The sequence below is a fragment of the Nonomuraea jiangxiensis genome (assembly GCF_900099965.1).
Lineage (GTDB): Bacteria > Actinomycetota > Actinomycetes > Streptosporangiales > Streptosporangiaceae > Nonomuraea > Nonomuraea jiangxiensis.
In genome coordinates this window covers 256144-271433 of record NZ_FNDJ01000010.1, presented here as the reverse complement: position 1 = coordinate 271433, position 15290 = coordinate 256144, and the positions used below count along the sequence as shown (strand labels likewise).

General features: G+C 70.2%; 15 protein-coding genes and 1 riboswitch. Of the genes, 7 read left to right on the top strand and 8 right to left on the bottom strand.

All coding sequences use genetic code 11. The annotated features are described in order from the left end of the window. Nucleotides 1-3 precede the first annotated feature (3 nt). The gene (locus tag BLS95_RS23155) at nucleotides 4-915 is read left to right on the top strand and encodes a CHRD domain-containing protein (protein WP_090934680.1); all 912 of its coding nucleotides are present in this window, start codon (nucleotides 4-6) and stop codon (nucleotides 913-915) included. Nucleotides 916-954: 39 nt separating this feature from the next. After that, nucleotides 955-1659: a response regulator transcription factor gene (locus tag BLS95_RS23150; RefSeq protein WP_090934677.1), complete on the top strand. Its 705-nt coding sequence runs from the start codon at nucleotides 955-957 to the stop codon at nucleotides 1657-1659. Nucleotides 1660-1845: 186 nt separating this feature from the next. Here BLS95_RS23150 and BLS95_RS23145 read toward each other — a convergent pair whose 3' ends face one another. Beyond that, a complete protein-coding gene (locus BLS95_RS23145) occupies nucleotides 1846-4758 on the bottom strand; it encodes an AfsR/SARP family transcriptional regulator (RefSeq protein WP_090934674.1) in 2913 nt (970 codons plus the stop codon). A 75-nt stretch (nucleotides 4759-4833) separates the two neighbouring features. Next, nucleotides 4834-5790, bottom strand: coding sequence for a TetR/AcrR family transcriptional regulator C-terminal domain-containing protein (locus BLS95_RS23140; RefSeq protein ID WP_090934672.1), 957 nt, complete (start codon nucleotides 5788-5790; stop codon nucleotides 4834-4836). A 400-nt stretch (nucleotides 5791-6190) separates the two neighbouring features. On the opposite strand from BLS95_RS23140, the gene BLS95_RS23135 reads away from it, so the two are divergent. Together BLS95_RS23135 and BLS95_RS23130 are read left to right on the top strand one after the other, a co-directional pair. Then, nucleotides 6191-7081, top strand: a complete 891-nt coding sequence (locus tag BLS95_RS23135) for an NAD(P)-dependent oxidoreductase (protein WP_090934669.1) — start codon at nucleotides 6191-6193, stop codon at nucleotides 7079-7081. Between the two features lie 53 nt (nucleotides 7082-7134). Then, a riboswitch (guanidine-III (ykkC-III) riboswitch) is annotated at nucleotides 7135-7200 on the top strand. A gap of 19 nt (nucleotides 7201-7219) precedes the next feature. Next, nucleotides 7220-7543: a DMT family transporter gene (locus tag BLS95_RS23130; RefSeq protein ID WP_090934667.1), complete on the top strand. Its 324-nt coding sequence runs from the start codon at nucleotides 7220-7222 to the stop codon at nucleotides 7541-7543. A 76-nt stretch (nucleotides 7544-7619) separates the two neighbouring features. On the opposite strand, the gene BLS95_RS23125 is transcribed toward BLS95_RS23130, so the two are convergent. Both BLS95_RS23125 and BLS95_RS23120 read right to left on the bottom strand, forming a co-directional pair. Beyond that, complete coding sequence (locus BLS95_RS23125; RefSeq protein WP_090934664.1) at nucleotides 7620-8102, bottom strand: pyridoxamine 5'-phosphate oxidase family protein; 483 nt, start codon at nucleotides 8100-8102, stop codon at nucleotides 7620-7622. Next, the gene (locus BLS95_RS23120) at nucleotides 8099-9505 is read right to left on the bottom strand and encodes an MFS transporter (protein WP_245765219.1); all 1407 of its coding nucleotides are present in this window, start codon (nucleotides 9503-9505) and stop codon (nucleotides 8099-8101) included. Before BLS95_RS23120 ends, BLS95_RS23125 begins: the two co-directional genes overlap by 4 nt. A 60-nt stretch (nucleotides 9506-9565) precedes the next feature. On the opposite strand from BLS95_RS23120, the gene BLS95_RS23115 reads away from it, so the two are divergent. After that, nucleotides 9566-10018, top strand: coding sequence for a winged helix-turn-helix transcriptional regulator (locus tag BLS95_RS23115; RefSeq protein WP_090934658.1), 453 nt, complete (start codon nucleotides 9566-9568; stop codon nucleotides 10016-10018). Nucleotides 10019-10229: 211 nt separating this feature from the next. Here the strand turns inward: BLS95_RS23115 and BLS95_RS23110 are convergent, their stop codons facing one another. From BLS95_RS23110 to BLS95_RS23095, 4 genes are all read right to left on the bottom strand, one after another. Next, nucleotides 10230-10526, bottom strand: a complete 297-nt coding sequence (locus tag BLS95_RS23110) for a muconolactone Delta-isomerase family protein (protein ID WP_090934655.1) — start codon at nucleotides 10524-10526, stop codon at nucleotides 10230-10232. 161 nt (nucleotides 10527-10687) lie between these two features. Further along, nucleotides 10688-11152 (bottom strand): SRPBCC family protein, encoded by a 465-nt coding sequence (locus tag BLS95_RS23105; protein ID WP_218135940.1) that lies wholly within the window; start codon nucleotides 11150-11152, stop codon nucleotides 10688-10690. A 33-nt stretch (nucleotides 11153-11185) separates the two neighbouring features. Then, nucleotides 11186-12064, bottom strand: a complete 879-nt coding sequence (locus tag BLS95_RS23100; RefSeq protein ID WP_090934650.1) for an AraC family transcriptional regulator — start codon at nucleotides 12062-12064, stop codon at nucleotides 11186-11188. Nucleotides 12065-12104: 40 nt separating this feature from the next. Beyond that, on the bottom strand, nucleotides 12105-13172 hold the full coding sequence (locus tag BLS95_RS23095) for a PrsW family intramembrane metalloprotease (protein ID WP_176993346.1): 1068 nt from the start codon (nucleotides 13170-13172) through the stop codon (nucleotides 12105-12107). A 169-nt stretch (nucleotides 13173-13341) separates the two neighbouring features. Here BLS95_RS23095 and BLS95_RS23090 point away from each other — a divergent pair, with 169 nt between their 5' ends. Then, nucleotides 13342-14061, top strand: coding sequence for a helix-turn-helix domain-containing protein (locus BLS95_RS23090; protein ID WP_090934645.1), 720 nt, complete (start codon nucleotides 13342-13344; stop codon nucleotides 14059-14061). Between the two features lie 528 nt (nucleotides 14062-14589). Then, a complete protein-coding gene (locus BLS95_RS23080; RefSeq protein ID WP_176993345.1) occupies nucleotides 14590-15285 on the top strand; it encodes a sensor histidine kinase in 696 nt (231 codons plus the stop codon). The last annotated feature ends 5 nt before the right edge of the window (nucleotides 15286-15290 follow it).

Sequence of the window (15290 nt, the reverse complement as noted above, 5' to 3'; positions counted from 1 at the left end):
ATCATGACAAAGCGCATCCTCACCGTCACCGGCCTCGCGGCCACCACCGTTCTGGCCGCCGCGTCCTTCTCACCTGCGACGGCGCAGGCGAGCACGCAGAGGAGCGCCGACGTGTACCTGGCCGCCACGCTCTCGGGCAAGAACGAAGTGCCCGCCCCGGGGACGAAGGTCGGTGACAGGAACGGCACCGCGTTCGCGGTGTTCCGCATACATGGCGGGCAGGTCGACTACGCCATCCGATGGCAGAAGGTGGCCGCGCCCACGGCGTTCCACATCCACCAGGGCAAGGCGGGCAAGAACGGGGACGTCAAGATCCCGTTCTTCGCCGCGGCGCTGCCCGGCGGGCTCACCGCCGTCAAGGGCACCGTCCGGGTCCAGGACTCCGGGCTGCTCGAAAGGATCAGGAGCAACCCCTCGGGCTGGTACGCCAACCTGCACACGGGCGAGTTCCCCGGCGGCGCGGTCCGCGCCCAGCTGCGCCGGATCCGGCCCGTGTCGCTGGAGTCGGTGCTGGCCAACGGGTCGCGCTCCACGCTCACCGCGTCCGCCGACGGCCGCCAGGAAGTGCCGGCGCCCGGCACCAAGGTCGGCGACAAGAACGGGCGCGCGGCCTGGCTCGTCTGGGTGAGCGGCACGCAGGTGCACTTCGCCACGACCTGGAAGCAGATCGCCGCTCCGACCAACGGGCACATCCACCGCGGGGTGAAGGGCAAGAACGGCCCCGTGGTCGTGGAGTTCTTCGCCGCCAAGAACGGTCTGCCGGCCGGAGTCAACGGCATCGCCGGCATCGGCAGGGCCTCGGCCGAGGTCGCCGGCGGCATCAGGAACAACCCCAAGGGGTGGTACACCAACCTGCACACCGCCGAGTTCCCCGGTGGCGCCGTACGCGGTCAGCTCTACAGGGGCGGCTGGTAGGGAGCAGGTGCCGCGTTCGCTGACATCGGGCGGGCGCACATGGACAGGGCCGATCCCGCCTCCGTACCGGCCGAGATCCTGCTCGCGGAGGACGACGGGGACGTCCGCGAGGCGGTCGCGCGGGCGCTGGAGCGCCATGGCTTCCGCGTGACCGTGGCGGGCGACGGGCTGCGCGCGCTGGAGCTCTTCCGTGAGCACGACCACGACCTGCTGGTGCTGGACGTGATGCTGCCGGAGCTGGACGGTATCGGGCTGTGCCGCAGGATCCGTGAGTCCAGCATGGTCCCGATCGTGATGACGTCCGCGCGGGGGGACGGCCTGGACGTGGTGTCGGGGCTGGAGGCGGGGGCCGACGCCTACGTGGTCAAGCCGGTGGACATCCGGGTCCTGGTCGCCAGGATCCGGTCATTGCTGCGCCGGGCCGCGTTCGTGGCCGGAGAGCGGGAGCGGGCCGGCCATGGCCGCGTCGTCGTGGGCGATCTGGTGATCGACACCGAGGGGCTGGAGGTGTTCAGAGCCGGCCGGGTGGTCGCGCTGGCGCCGACCGAACTGCGGCTGCTGCTGGAGTTCGCCGCGCGTCCTGGCATCGTGCTGGACCGGCGGACGCTCCTGGGCAACGTCTGGGGCTACAGCTGGGACGGCGACACCCGCGTCGTGGACCTGTGCGTGCAGCGGCTGCGCAAGAAGATCGGGGCCGACCGGATCGAGACGGTCCGCGGGTTCGGCTACAAGCTGCGGCGCTGACATGGGGGGAGGCGCCTGGTGGGAGCGCCGTGTCCCGGGCTCGTGATTCAACACCGGTTCGGCGCCGGTCCAGCGGGTTGCCGAAGGATGGCGTCTCTCCGACCGGTGAAGGGGGTGACTTCGATGAGGACGACCCGCGGCGGCATCTGGGCGTGAGACAGGGCGGGCCCGTACGTGGTGAGCTGATCAGGTGTGGCGGCGGATCACCTCCGGGGTGGCCGGGAGCGCGCTGGTGTCGATGGCCCGCCGGTCCTCGGCGGTGATGAGACCCAGGGCATGGAGGATCGCGGCGGATGCGCGCCAGTGGCGGCGCGCCTCGGCGGCCTCGCCGGTCTCGTGGAGTGCCAGGCCGAGCCCCCAGGAGATCTCGGCGGTCCGGTAGTCGTCGGACTGGCCGTTGTCGCGCAGGGTTCGCAGGGCCCGCCGGTGGCAGGCCATCGCCTGCTCGTACTCTCCTCCCAGCCGGTACGCCTCGGCGAGGTTGCCGAGCGCCGTTACGCCGTCCGCGGCGGCGCCCGCCTCCTCCAGCAGGGCGATCGAGCGGGTGTGCGCGTCGATGGCCGCGCTGATCCGGCCCGCGTGCTGGTAGGTCAGGCCCAGATTGCTGAGGTTGGCGCCCTCCTGCCAGCGGTCGCCGTTCGCGCGTGCCAGCCGTAACGCGCGCAGCTGGTGCTCGATGGCCTCGTCGAGGCGGCCGATGCTCCGGTAGGCGATCCCGATGTGGTCGAGCACCGCCGCCTCCCGGTGGTGTCCCCCGATCCGCCGGTAACCCTCCAGCGCCCGGTGCAGGTGGGTGATCGCGCCATTCGTGTCGCCGAGGCAGAACCGCGCCCATCCGAGGTCGCCGCAGATGAGAGCCTGGTGCAGCGGGTCCTGGGTGTGTTCGGCCGCCCGCAGTCCCAGCTCGCCGAGCGGGAGCAGCTTCAGCCAGCGGCCCCGCTCGAACAGCAGCGGCGCGAAGGTCGCGGCCAGGGCGATCGCCAGTCCGGCGGCCGACGTCCGCGCGGTCCGCGCGATCAGGGCCAGGACGTTGTCCTCCTCGGTGGTGACCCATTCCTGCATCTGTTCGGCGGTCTCGGGTACGGCGGCCGGGCGGGACAGCGACTGCGGGCCCAGATCGACGCGCCAGGAACCGCGTACCTTCAGCAGGCCGGTCGCACGGCGTGCGGTCTCCAGGTAGCAGTGCATGACCCGCCGCACCGCCTCCTGCCTGACCGGCTCGGGCTCCTCCGCGATCGCGCGTTCCCGGGCGTACAGGCGCAGGAGATCGTGCAGCCGGTACCTGTCCCGTGTGTGGTTCTGCACCAACTGCGCGTCCACCAGGTGGTCCAGCAGGTCCCGGGCCTGCTCGACGGGCAGGTCGGCCAGTGCCGCGGCCACGGGCGGACCGAGGTCGGCGACGTCGATCAGGCCCAGCAGGCGGAACATCCGCGCCGCCGCGGGGCCGTGCCGGCCCTCTCGCAGGTCCCGATAGCTGCCCTCGAAACTGGCCCGCACCGCACGATCGTCGGCTTCCAGCACGTCGAGCCCTCCCTGGTCGGCGGCCAGTCGCTCGGCCAGTTCGGCCACCGGCCACGAGGGCCGGGTGCTCAGACGGGCCGCGGCCAGGCACAGCGCCAGGGGCAGCCCGCCGCAGAGCCGTACGATCTCGGCCGCGGCGATCCGATCGCCGGCGATCCGGTCGGCGCCGAGGAGATCGCTCAGCAGGGCAAGACCCTCCTCGACGGCCAGTACGTCCAGCGGGATCTGCAAGGCGTCCTCGAAGGAGGTCAGACGCCTGCGGCTGGTGATCAGCACCGCGCAGGTCGGACTGCCGGGGAGCAGCAGCCTCACCTGCGCCGTGTCACGGGCGTTGTCGAGCACGATGAGCATGCGCTTGCCGTGGACCAGCGACCGGAACCGGCCCGCGGCCTCCTCGGCGTCCGTGGGCACGGCGGAGTCGGCGACCCCGAGCGAGCGCAGGAACCGGCCGAGCGCCTCGATCGGCTCGATCGGCTCCATCTGGGGCGTGGAGCCGTGCAGATCCACGTACAGCTGCCCGTCGGGAAAGAGCTCGGCGACCGCGTGCGCGACGTGGATCGCGAGCGAGGACTTGCCGATCCCGCCGATGCCGCTGATCTGGCAGATCTTCATCACGCCGCTCCCGTCGCCCCGGAGCAGCTCATGGGCCGAGGCGAACTCCTCCACCCGCCCCGCGAACTTCCCCGGCCGGGCCGGCAGCTCCGCGGGCACCGGCACGGTCACCGGTGTCATCGCCGCGGCGGGGTCCACGACCGCGGCCTCCGCCTGGAGAATCCGCCGGTGCAGGTCCTGCAGCGCGTCGCCGGGCTCGATCCCCAGCTCCTCCACGAGGAGCTCGCGCACCTCGCGGAAGACCTCCAGCGCGGCGGCCCGCCTCCCGTCCTGGTGCAGCGCGGCCATCATGAGGTACGCCGGGCGCTCACGCAGCGGGTGCTCGCTCATCAGCATCGGAACCTCGGCGAGGACCTCGCGATGCCGGCCGGTACGGAGGCTGATCGCCAGACGTTCCTCCATCGCCGCCAGCCGCTCCTCCTCCAGCACCGCACCGATCGCGCCGTGCAGCCAGAGCCCGGCCACGTCGGCCAGCGCGGGGCCCGACCACAGGTCCAGCGCCCGGCCGAGCAGATCGCGGGCCTCCGTGAGGTCGGCCGTTGCCGCCTGCCGGACAAGATCGCGAAATCTGAACAGATCCACCTTCATCGGGTCGACGTCAAGGCGATAACCGGGCGGCACCGTGGCCAGGCTGATCCCGGTGGCCCCGGAGAGTATCCGCCGGATCTGGGAGACGCATCCCTGGATGGTGTTGCGGGCCGTGGCCGGCGGCGTCTCCTGACCCCACACCGCCAGCTCCAGCCGGTCCACGGAGACGACCCGGCCGGCCTCGATCAGCAGCATGGTCAGGACGGAGCGCTGCTGAGCGGTCGCGGGCCCCAACGGCTCACCGCCGCTCCAGACGCCGACGGGCCCAAGGAGCCGGAACTCCACCTCATCCACCGCCTTGCCGCGTACGACGCCCTCCGGGGCGAAACCGTTCAGAAGTTCCTCCGGCTGCTTGATCACCCTACCGACGTAGCGCATCCGGGCCCGTACGGTGGCGCTTCCGCTCGCGGCGGGAGGTTGTTTCCGGCCGGGGCGGCACCGTCCGCCTCGGCCTCATGTACGGGCGCGGTCGGCCACCATGACGGCGAAACCGTCGAGATGGCGGGCCAGGCCGTAGTCGAACAGCCCGTCAAGGTCGGACACCGCTTCCTCGGGAACCGCGGCCAGCAGGGGAAAGCGCCCGCCGTCGAGCAGCTCGTCGGCCTCTTTCCGCTGCGCCAGCCACCATCCGGCGAGCGTCACGCCGGTCTCCTGCTCCGCCTCGACCTCGTCCGCCAAGGACAGGGCCACGGTGACGACCAGCGCGTGCAGCGTGAGGGCCTCCCTGACCCGGATCGCCATGGGCAACCCGAGCCCGCCGAGCGCGCGCAGGGTCCACTCGGTGTGCGCCATCATGTTGGGCACGAGCACCGGGCGGGTGAACGACACGGCCCTGGGGAGCCAGAGATGCCGCCGGCACAGCTCCCACTGCTCGCGGGCGATCAGTTCGAGCTTGGCCCGCCACCCCTCCGGCCCCGGGTCGGGCAGCTCCGGCTCGCCGAAGACCGCGTCGGCCATCTGCGCCACCAGCTCGTCCTTGTTCGCCACGTGCCGATAGAGCGACATCGGACCCACGCCCAGCTCGGCCGCGAGCCGCCGCATGGAAACGGCGTCGAGCCCCTCGACGTCGGCGATCGCGATGGCGGCGCGGAGCACGTCCTTCCGGTTCAGAGTCTCCCTGGGGACGCCGGGCCGCCGCGCTCGCCGCGCTCGCGGTGTCGTGGCCCGCTGCCGGCCCGCGCGTGCGCTGACCAGCGTCCCGGCCCCGACCTTCGTTTCGACCAGCCCTTCGTCGCGGAGAGCCGCCATGACCTTGGTCGCGGTCGCGACCGCGACACCCCAGCGCTGCGCGATCTGCCGGATGGACGGCATACGATCGCCCGGCCGCAGCTCATCGGCCAGTATCCGGGCACGGATCTCCGCGACGATCCGCCGGTATGGCGGATCGTCGCGCTGTGTTGACGCCGTCATAGAGACCCCCTCGATTCAGTCACCTCAAGTGTACTAGTTCAATGGCCTCGGAGCTGGTTCACTTTCTCGCCAGTCCGAAGCCCATTCTGCCGCAGGTCAAATACGCTGTACGCATGAGAAGCGATACATCGTACGCACCCGTCTGGCAGGCGGATGACGCGGTGCCCCACAAGGAGCCTCCGAGCACGCCGGGCAGGGGCTCGATCTGGGGCAGGAGCGGAGCGCGGTTGCTCGCCCTACGGACGACCTCCTCCTGTGGCCGATGTGGCGCGAACCGCGCTCCAACGGCGTCAAGCAGTGCCTTGCCGGCGACTTCACCGACGTACGCAGCGTCGCGGCACCTCATCTCGCCGGCCGCTGACCCCGCACACACCCCGCTTTCCCTGATTGGAGTTGAGACATGACTGACGACAACCGCACACCGGTGACGGTCATCGGACTGGGGGCGATGGGGAGATCGCTGGCCGGGGCGTTCCTGGACAGTGGTCACCCCACGACCGTCTGGAACCGCTCAGCCGGCAGGTCCGAGGAACTCGCCGGCCGGGGCGCGACCGTGGCCGCCACCGCGGCCGAGGCGATCGCCGCGAGCCCGATCGTGGTGATCTGCGTACTCGACTACGACGTCGTACACGAGATCCTCGATCCGCTGTCCGGTTCGGTGGCCGGCCGCACCCTGGTCAACCTCACCAACGGCACGCCGAGGCAGGCCCGCGAGACTGCCGGATGGGCCGCGGACCACGGGGCCGACTACCTGGACGGCGGCATCATGGCTGTGCCCATGATGATCGGGCGGCCCGAGGCGCTCGTGCTCTACAGCGGGTCGGCCGGCGCGTTCGACGTTCACCGGAGCACTCTGGGCACGCTCGGCACCGCCAGATACCTGCACGCGGACGCCGGCCAGGCCTCGCTGTACGACCTGGCGCTGCTGGCCGCCATGTACGGGATGTTCGGCGGCTTCTACCACGCCGCCGCCATGCTCGGCTCGGAGAAGGTCCCGTCCGCGGAGTTCGCGCCACTGGTGGTCCCGTGGCTCAACGCCATGGTCGGGACCCTCCCCGTCATAGCCGAGGCCATGGATTCGGGTGCCGGCGCCGACGACGACTCCAACCTGCGGATGCAGCTGGTGAGCTTCGCCAACATCCTGACCGCCAGCAGGGAGCAGGGCGTCAGCACCGAACTGCTGGAGCCCATGCGGGCGTTGCTCGATCGGGCCGTCACCGCTCATCGGGATGGAGGTGACGTACCGAACCTGGTCGAGCTGCTGCGCGCCGACCCCACCTCGGCCGGATAGGCGCCGGGTAGCTGTCAGGGGGAATGCGGGCCGGGCCAGCATCGTTGCTGCGGTTACGGGCCCGGCTGTGGGTCCGCCGGACGAGACGCGCCGTACCCGGCCTGTAAAGACGACGCTCCTTCACCGAAGGGGGCCGTCATGGCCTGGGTAATGATCATCGTCGCGGGTCTGTTCGAGGTCGCCATGGCCTACTCGCTCAAGCTGAGCAACGGGTTCACCGCGCCGCTGCCGACGCTGGGCTTCGGCGTCTTCGCCGTCCTCAGCTTCGGTCTCCTCGCGTTCTCCCTCAAGAGCCTCGACGTCGGTACGGCCTACGCCGCCTGGACCGGCATCGGCGCCGTCGGCACCGCCGCCCTGGGCATGATCTTCCTGGGCGAGGACGCCTCCCTCATCAAGATCGCCTCGGTGCTGCTCATCCTCGGCGGTGTCGTCGGCCTGCACCTGGCGGGCGGCCACTCCTGACCGACCCCGGCCGTCACCCCGCGTTTCGAGCCGGCGAGCGACCCTGCCGGAAGTGGCAGGGTCGCCGCCCGCCGGGTCACGCCCCCGGCGCCGTCCAGATGCGACTGCGCAAATCCATGCCGCGGATCACCTGGATGCGCCAGGGGTCGAGGCGAAGGACATGAAGCTTGGGATCGGCGGGCGATCGCCAGAAGTTGCCCAGGTCGTACCCGGCCCCGCGCGGGCTGGTGGTGCGGTAGAGGTTCCAGACACGACGCTTGACGTCCAGGTCCTCCGCCCAGGTGGCCACCGCCTCGATGGCGACCGAGTTGTTGCCCGGCTTCCAGTAGGAGAAGGAGGTGTGCGGGTTGCCCGCCAGGTGGGCCGCCTTGACGGGAGTCCTGTAGGTGGCCAGCCAGCCGCGCGGCTGCCCGTCCACGTTCTCCCAGATGGGGATGAGGACGCGGGTACGAGGGCGGTTCTTGGAGTCGATGGTGACCATGGTGGCGTAGACGATGGCGCCCACGAAGGAGTTGAACTCGTGCTCGATGTCGGCGAAGGACATGGTCGTGACGGTCATCCCTGCGTCCCCTTCCGCAGGCCGGGGGCACAGACGATGGCGGCCAGGATCGCGGCGACGACGGGTACGGCCAGCGCGGCACGGTAGCCGTCGAGCAGGTCGGCCGCGCCGCCGTCGGCCGTGACGGCGACGATGACGGCCGTACTGGCGGCCAGCCCGAGGGCGGCGCCGAACTGGAAGGAGGTGTACAGCAGCCCACCTGCCAGCCCCTGCTCACTCTCCTCCACCCCGTCGGTGGCGACGATGGTCAGCGGCCCGTAGGCCAGCGCGAACGCCACCCCAAGGATGATCATGGTGGGGAACATGGCGAGGTAGACGGTGTCCATACCGATCGGCAGGAACAGCACGTACGACACCACGGCCAGTACCAACCCGGCCACGATGACCTTCGGATTGCCGTACCGGTTGACCAGCCGGGGCGTGAGCAGCGGGGCGAGGATGGCGTCAATGCCGATGGCCAGCAGGGCGAGGCTGGTCTGCAGCGAGCTCCAGCCGCGCAGCTCCTGAAGGTAGAGCACCGCGATGAACTGGAAGCCGAAGAAGGCGCCGGCGAACAGCAGGCCCGCCAGGTTGGCGCGGACCAGCGGCCCGGAGCGCAGGATGCCCAGCCGCAGCAGCGGAGCGGCCGACCTGCGCTCGATCGCGACGAACAGCGCGACGAGGACGAGCCCGCCGGCGATGAAGGCGGCGGTCCAGCCGACACCCACGTGGGCCGCCCGCTCGACGCCGAGCACCAGCAGCATGATGGCGGCGGTGATGGTGACCGCCCCGAGCACGTCCACGCGCCGCTCTTCGGAACGCTCCACCGGGCCGGCAGGGATCAGCGGTATCGCCAGTACGAGGATGACCAGTGCCAGGATCGCGGGCGCGAACAGCACCAGCCGCCAGTCCACGGCGGCCAGCAGGCCACCGAGCACCAGTCCGAGCGAGAAGCCGCCCGACGCCGTACCGGAGTAGACCAGGAGCGCCTGGTTGCGCTGCGGGCCTTCCGGGAAGCTGGTCGTGATGATCGACAGTCCGGCCGGGGTCATCACCGCGGCGGCGACACCTGCCACGAAGCGCGCGGCGATGAGCATCCACCCCTCGTCGGCTATCCCGCCCAGGGCGGAGACGACAAGGAAGACCGTGAGCCAGATCAGGAACATGCGGCGGCGGCCGAACAGGTCAGCGGCCCGGCCGCCGACCAGCATGAACCCGCCATAGCCCAGAACGTAGGAACTGAGCACCCACTGCAGCTCGCCGGTGGACAGGCCGAGATCGGTCCGGATGGCCGGCAGCGCCACGTTGAGCATCGCGACGTTGATGCCCTCCAGGAAGATCGCCCCACACAGGACGAACAACATCCCCCAGGAACGTGGTGTCAGGCGCAACGACGGCGCCGGGGGTCGAACGGTGGTGGACACGAGTAGCTCCCTCATGGTTCTGTTCGGTAACGAAGGAATCTTGCGTCACTGTGGGGAGCTATGGAAGACGGCACTTATAAGGCACTGGGTTACTGCAAGGGAACCGACGATGACGAGGCCAGACAGTGGGATGTCCGGGCCGACTGCGACGTGCGGCACATCCTCGACCGCATCGCCGACAAGTGGTCGCTGCTGGTGATCGCCCTCCTCGACCGGCGGACGATGCGGTTCTCCGAGCTGCGCCGTACCGTCGACGGCGTGAGCCAGCGGATGCTCACGGTGACGCTGCGCCAGCTGGAGCGGGACGGGCTGGTCAGCCGGACCGTCTACCCGGTGGTGCCGCCCCGGGTGGACTACGAGCTGACCGAGCTCGGCATGTCGCTGCACGAGGTGATCAAGTCGTTGGTGATCTGGACCGAGGAACACCAGCAGGCGATCTCCGCCGCACGCTCGACCTACGACCAGAGGATCGCGGAGGAAGAGCGCCAGCAGCTCCAGGTCATGGTCCGATAACGCCTCCACGCCGAACGCGGCGGATCAGCGCCTGGTGGTAGCCGTGGCAGAGCAGTGGGATGACGGCCGGCGGACCGAGGATCTGGCCGACGGAGTACCCGGCGGTCAGCAGCGCGACCGAGCGGGGGAAGCGCAGGTGGGCGCCCGTGGCCAGGGCGAGCGGGATGCCGGGGAGCGACCACCGAGCGGCCGGCGGTGCGGACGCGGGCTGTCAACCCGCGGCGCAGCCCGGGTCGTTGGGGTGGGATTCGAGCGCGGTGACGCAGAGGTTCATCCACGGGCGCAGCGGGAGCGTACCGAGCACCTTGTCCTGGAGCTCCTTCTCGTCGGCGGCCCGCCAGACGCCGACGCTGTACACCTGGCCGACCGGACGCCACAGCCGCGCCAGGTGGCCGGCGGCGGCCAGCTCCCGGGCACGTACGGCTTCGGCGGCGCGCCGCCGGTCCACCTCGTCCTGGCTGGTGCCCTCGGGGACGGCGATGATGATCGTGACCAGGAACTCTCGCATGGTCGTGCTGCTCCTTTCGGCGGGCACTCAAGCGACGACCGAAACGCCGGCCCGCCCCTCATCGTGTGGCCGTCACCGGGAAGAACGCCACGACCGCCGTCCTCCCTGCTGCTAGGCGCGGCCTCCTACAGGACCGTTGATCACGCCCGGCCGGCCGGCGGTCAGTTTCCGCTCTTCTCCGCATGCTTGGCGAGCCCATCGGCCATGCGTCGCATGAAACGGGTCAGGTACCAGCGCCAGAAGGGGCCGGTCAGCGGCACCTTGGGCGTGAACCGCGCGGACCAGACGATGTCGGTGCCGCCTTCGCGTGGCCGCGCCAGATCGACGGTGCCCTGGTAGTACCGGAATGGCCCGTTGACGTTCTCGTACACGAACCGCCGGCCGGCGATCAGCTCGACGATCCGCTCGCGTGAGACGGCTCGGCCCGTACGAAAGACCCTCGTGTCGCCGGCCCGCTGCGGATCGTCCGGATCGCCGGTTTCAACCTCCGCGGCGTCGATCGGCGACCACAGGGGCCACGTACCGGCACGGACCAGTACGGAAAAGACGACGTCGGGGTCGGCCTGCGAATGCGCCGTCACGGTATAGGTAGAGGTCATCCCGCCAACGTAGGGCCGCCTCGCCACGCGGGGACATGCGGCGGATTGCGCACCTGGCGGTCAGATATTGCGGTAGACCGACGGCCGGACACCGACGTGGCGCAGGAACGCCGACGACAGGGGGCCGGGTCCGGCGTAGCCGCAGCGCTCGGCGATCTGCTCGATGGTGAGGGTGGTGCCCGACAGCAGTCGTTGTGCCAGCTCGATCCTGAGCCGGGTGAGATATCGATGTGGTGTCTCGCCGGTGGCATGGCGGAAGACACGTACGAAGTGATAGACGCTCAAGTGCGCCTCAGCGGCGATGTCGGCGAGGGTGAGCGGCTCGGCCAGGCGGTCCCGCATGATGGCGATGCCTCTGCGGACGGCAGCGTGCTCGATCTCCGGCACGCGCGGCTCCCGGCCCCGGGTCAGCAGGTGGACGGCGAGGAACGCCGCAGCCGATTCGGCATACAAGTCACCCACCTCCCGGTTGGCCGGCAGTGACCGTAGGAGGTGTTCGACGACCGGGTCGCCCGGGCCCAGTCCGGCGGACAGCGCCTCGAAGTCCGGCTCGGGACCGCCCAGTTGAGCCGCGGTCCGCTTGATGACGGCCTGCGGGATGTGCACCTGGATGGTGGACAGGGCCGAGGTCGCCTGGTAACTGCGCACTGTTGAGCGGCCCGGCACCATGAGTTCCAGCCGGCCGGCCGTCCAACGGCGCCTGGCCGGCGCCCCGCCCGTGCTGACCGACATCACGGCCGCTCCGGCCGTGCACAGCACGAGATGCAGATCGGCCGTTCCGGGCAGCAGCAGCTGCTCGACCTGGCGTGCGTGCACGAAACGTTGCACGAGCAGCGAACGCCAGCCGGCGTCGTTCCAACTGCAGTGGCTGCGCCGGACGTACTGTGCCATGTCGACCTCGGCGTAGGGCGCCAGATCGAAATCAGGCGAATCGAACACGACTGGAGTCAATCACACCCGTCATGGACGACTGGTGTCCTCATTCCGATCCCGCCCTGGCAGCCGCCGTCGCCTGGGCCTGCTCGTCGAGCCCCTCGCTGTCGCCGGTGGTCTGGGCGCGGGCCGTCCGGATGCCGAGGGCGCTCGCTTCGGCCTGGTAACGGCCGGTGGCGCGGGCCGCGGCTCGGCCTGAGCGGCGACGTACGTCCCGCCTCCAGCGGCGGCGCTCGCCGAGGTTCGCGAGCCGTGCGACATCCTCGGGGGCGATGTGTCCGTCTCGTGCGAGCCTCGGCAGGGCCGCGGCGATCATCTTCCCCTCACGGTTGCGTAGCACCAGGGCCACGACCAGTATCGTGAGGAACAGCGGCACCATGACGGCTCCGTAGATCTTGTAGATCATGAACGGATCACTGCCGGCGAGCCCGGCCCAGTCCCACACACCGTGCAGGACGATCGCGGCGAACAGCCCCACGAGCGGGAGACCGACGCGGACGCCTCTGCCGCGCCTGCCGGCGGCCGCGGCGATGCCGAGCCCGAACACGGCGACCATGAACGGGTGGAAGAACGGCACCATCACCACGCGCAGAATGAAGCTGGCCCCGAGCGCGGCGATGGCCTTCACGTCGGACGTGTCCGACGCGGCGAAGGTGGTGATGGTCCGGCCGAGGTACAGGACGTTCTCGGTGAACGAGAAGCCCGCGCCGATGATCCCCCCGTAGACGATGCCGTCGAGCAGGCCGGTGATCTGCCTGCGGCGGTACATCAGCAGCCACACCAGGAACAGGCCCTTGAGGACCTCCTCGGTGACAGGGGTGATCACCAGCGGGCGGAACCACGCACCGAAGTCGCTGCCCACGGTGGTGTCGACGAGGGTTTGGAGTCCCTCCTGCGACCAGATCGAACAGAAGGCGGCGAACGAGGCGCCCCACGCGAACGCCGAGGCGAGGCGGCGCGGCCGCTCGGGCTCCCAGCGGTCGAGCCAGCGGAAGGCGCCCACGACCGGCAGGGTGACGAGGGCGGACAGCGGCAGGCCGACGGCCACCCCGTCCGGGCCGATCTGCGTGGCCACCCAGATCATGGACAGGAGCCATGCGGCTCCCGCAGCCACGGGCCAGAGAATCCACTCCCGACTGCGCCCGGGTTTTGTCGATGTTCGCATTGCTGTTCCTTATCGGCATCTCTACGCCGCGGTGTGCGGTCGCCGTTGCAGGAGACACTGTGCCGTTGCGGCATACTCAAGTCGGCCGGTGGAGGAGATGCGGGGAGGAGGGCCGGCATTGGGCTGGAGCACGCGGGAAGTCGCGCAACTCGCCGGGACGACCCTGCGCACCGTCCGGCACTATCACGACATCGGCCTGCTCGACGAACCCGAACGGCTGTCCAACGGCTACAAGGTCTACCGCACCGAGCACCTCGTACGACTGCTGCAGATCCGCCGTCTCACGGGGCTCGGCTTCTCGCTCGCCATGATCGCGGCGATGGAGGACGAGTCCGAGGATCTCGAAGAGACCCTTGACACCGTCGACGCGGAGCTCGCCGCCACGATCACACGGCTGGAGGAAGCGAGGGAGGAGATCGCGAAGCTGCGTCACCGGCCGGTCCCGACCGACCTGCCCTTCGGCATCTCGGCCGCGGCGACCGACGCGCGGCTGTCACACGCCGACCGGTCGCTGTTCGCCGTGCTCTCCCAGGTGATCGGCGAGGACAACACGCAGCACTGGCAGGCGCTCTTGCAGGACTACGAGCGGGACGAGGCGACCGACGAGTTCGACGCGCTCCCGCCGGACGCCGACGAGGAGACCCGCGAACGACTCGCGCAACGCATGCTCCCGCAGATGATGGCGGTGAACGAGAAGCACCCGGCGCCACCGCGCACCGTCGAGCACGCCGCGGTCGGCCGGCACGAGGCGACCTCCGCGGTGTTCAACGCGGTGCTCGATCTCTACAACCCGGCGCAGCTCGACGTGCTCGTGCGCATCTGGAAACACCACGGCTGATCCGGGACCATCCGCCGAAGCCCTCGATAGCCCCGACGAGCTGGGCTGGGCGGCTTTCTACCGGTTCCTGTCCTCGGTCGTCGTGCCGCGTCCGATCGCGTGGATCTCCACCGTCACCCCTGACGGAACCGTGGAGAACCTCGCTCCGAGCCGTATCCCCTACGAGGAGCCGCGCTCCGAATGACGCGGCCGACGCCCGGCGTCCGGGCTTCTCGTTCCACCCTGTGACGTATGTCATGACCTTTCTTGACGGCAGCCTGTCACAGGACGACGGCCTGATTTGTCAAACCTGATGCCCGCCGCGCAGAACCACCATGCCGGTGCCCCGCCGACCCCGGACGTCGCCGCCCCAAGCGCCATCGGGTGACGTCCCCACAAATTCGCATGAAACGAAAGGAAGTCTGTGTTGTGACAGTGCACTCAGGCCCTCGATACGAGCGCGGGGCCAACCACCCGGCTGGTGACCTCCGGTCCGCACCGGCGATCCGGCTGCCCTCTGACACTGTCCGCGAACTTCAGCACGAGCTGTTGAGAAAGCAGCGTTTCGCGTCCGACGCCTCGCACGAGCTGCGTACGGTGCTCGCGGGGCTGCGAGCGGAGCTGGAGGAGGCCCGCCTGCATCCCGAGGAGACCGACCTCGGCGACCTGCTCGCCGGCGCGTTGAGGAACGTGGAGCGGCTGGACTCGATCCTCACCGACCTGCGCGTCATCGCCGAAATGGAGGCCGGCCCGCCCCACGAGCTCCAGCGCGTCGACCTCGCCGAACTCGTCCGCGAAGAGATCGTCGGCAGGGCCGATCGCATCCCGGTCCAGCTCCGGATCGAGGCGGGGGCGACCATCACGGCCGTCCCCATTCGGATCAGCCGAGTGCTCACCAACCTGCTGAACAACGCCCAACGACACGCCCGGCACCTGATCGAGGTCCGGTTGGTCCACGACGGCGACTGCGCCGAACTCACCGTCATCGACGACGGGGAAGGAGTCGCCGAATCCCAGCGGGAACGCATTTTCGAGCGCTTCACCCGGCTGGACGCCGCGCGCAGGCTCGACCGCACCGGCGCCGGGCTGGGCCTGGCCATCGCCCGCGACATCGCCGAGGCCCACCTCGGCAGCCTCCACGTCCAGCGGGCCGTGACCGGCGGCGCGTGCTTCGTCCTGCGGCTTCCCCTGGCGGACGCGGCGGCCCCGGCGGGTCGGCGAGCCGGCACGGCAGTGGATCCATGAGCTCG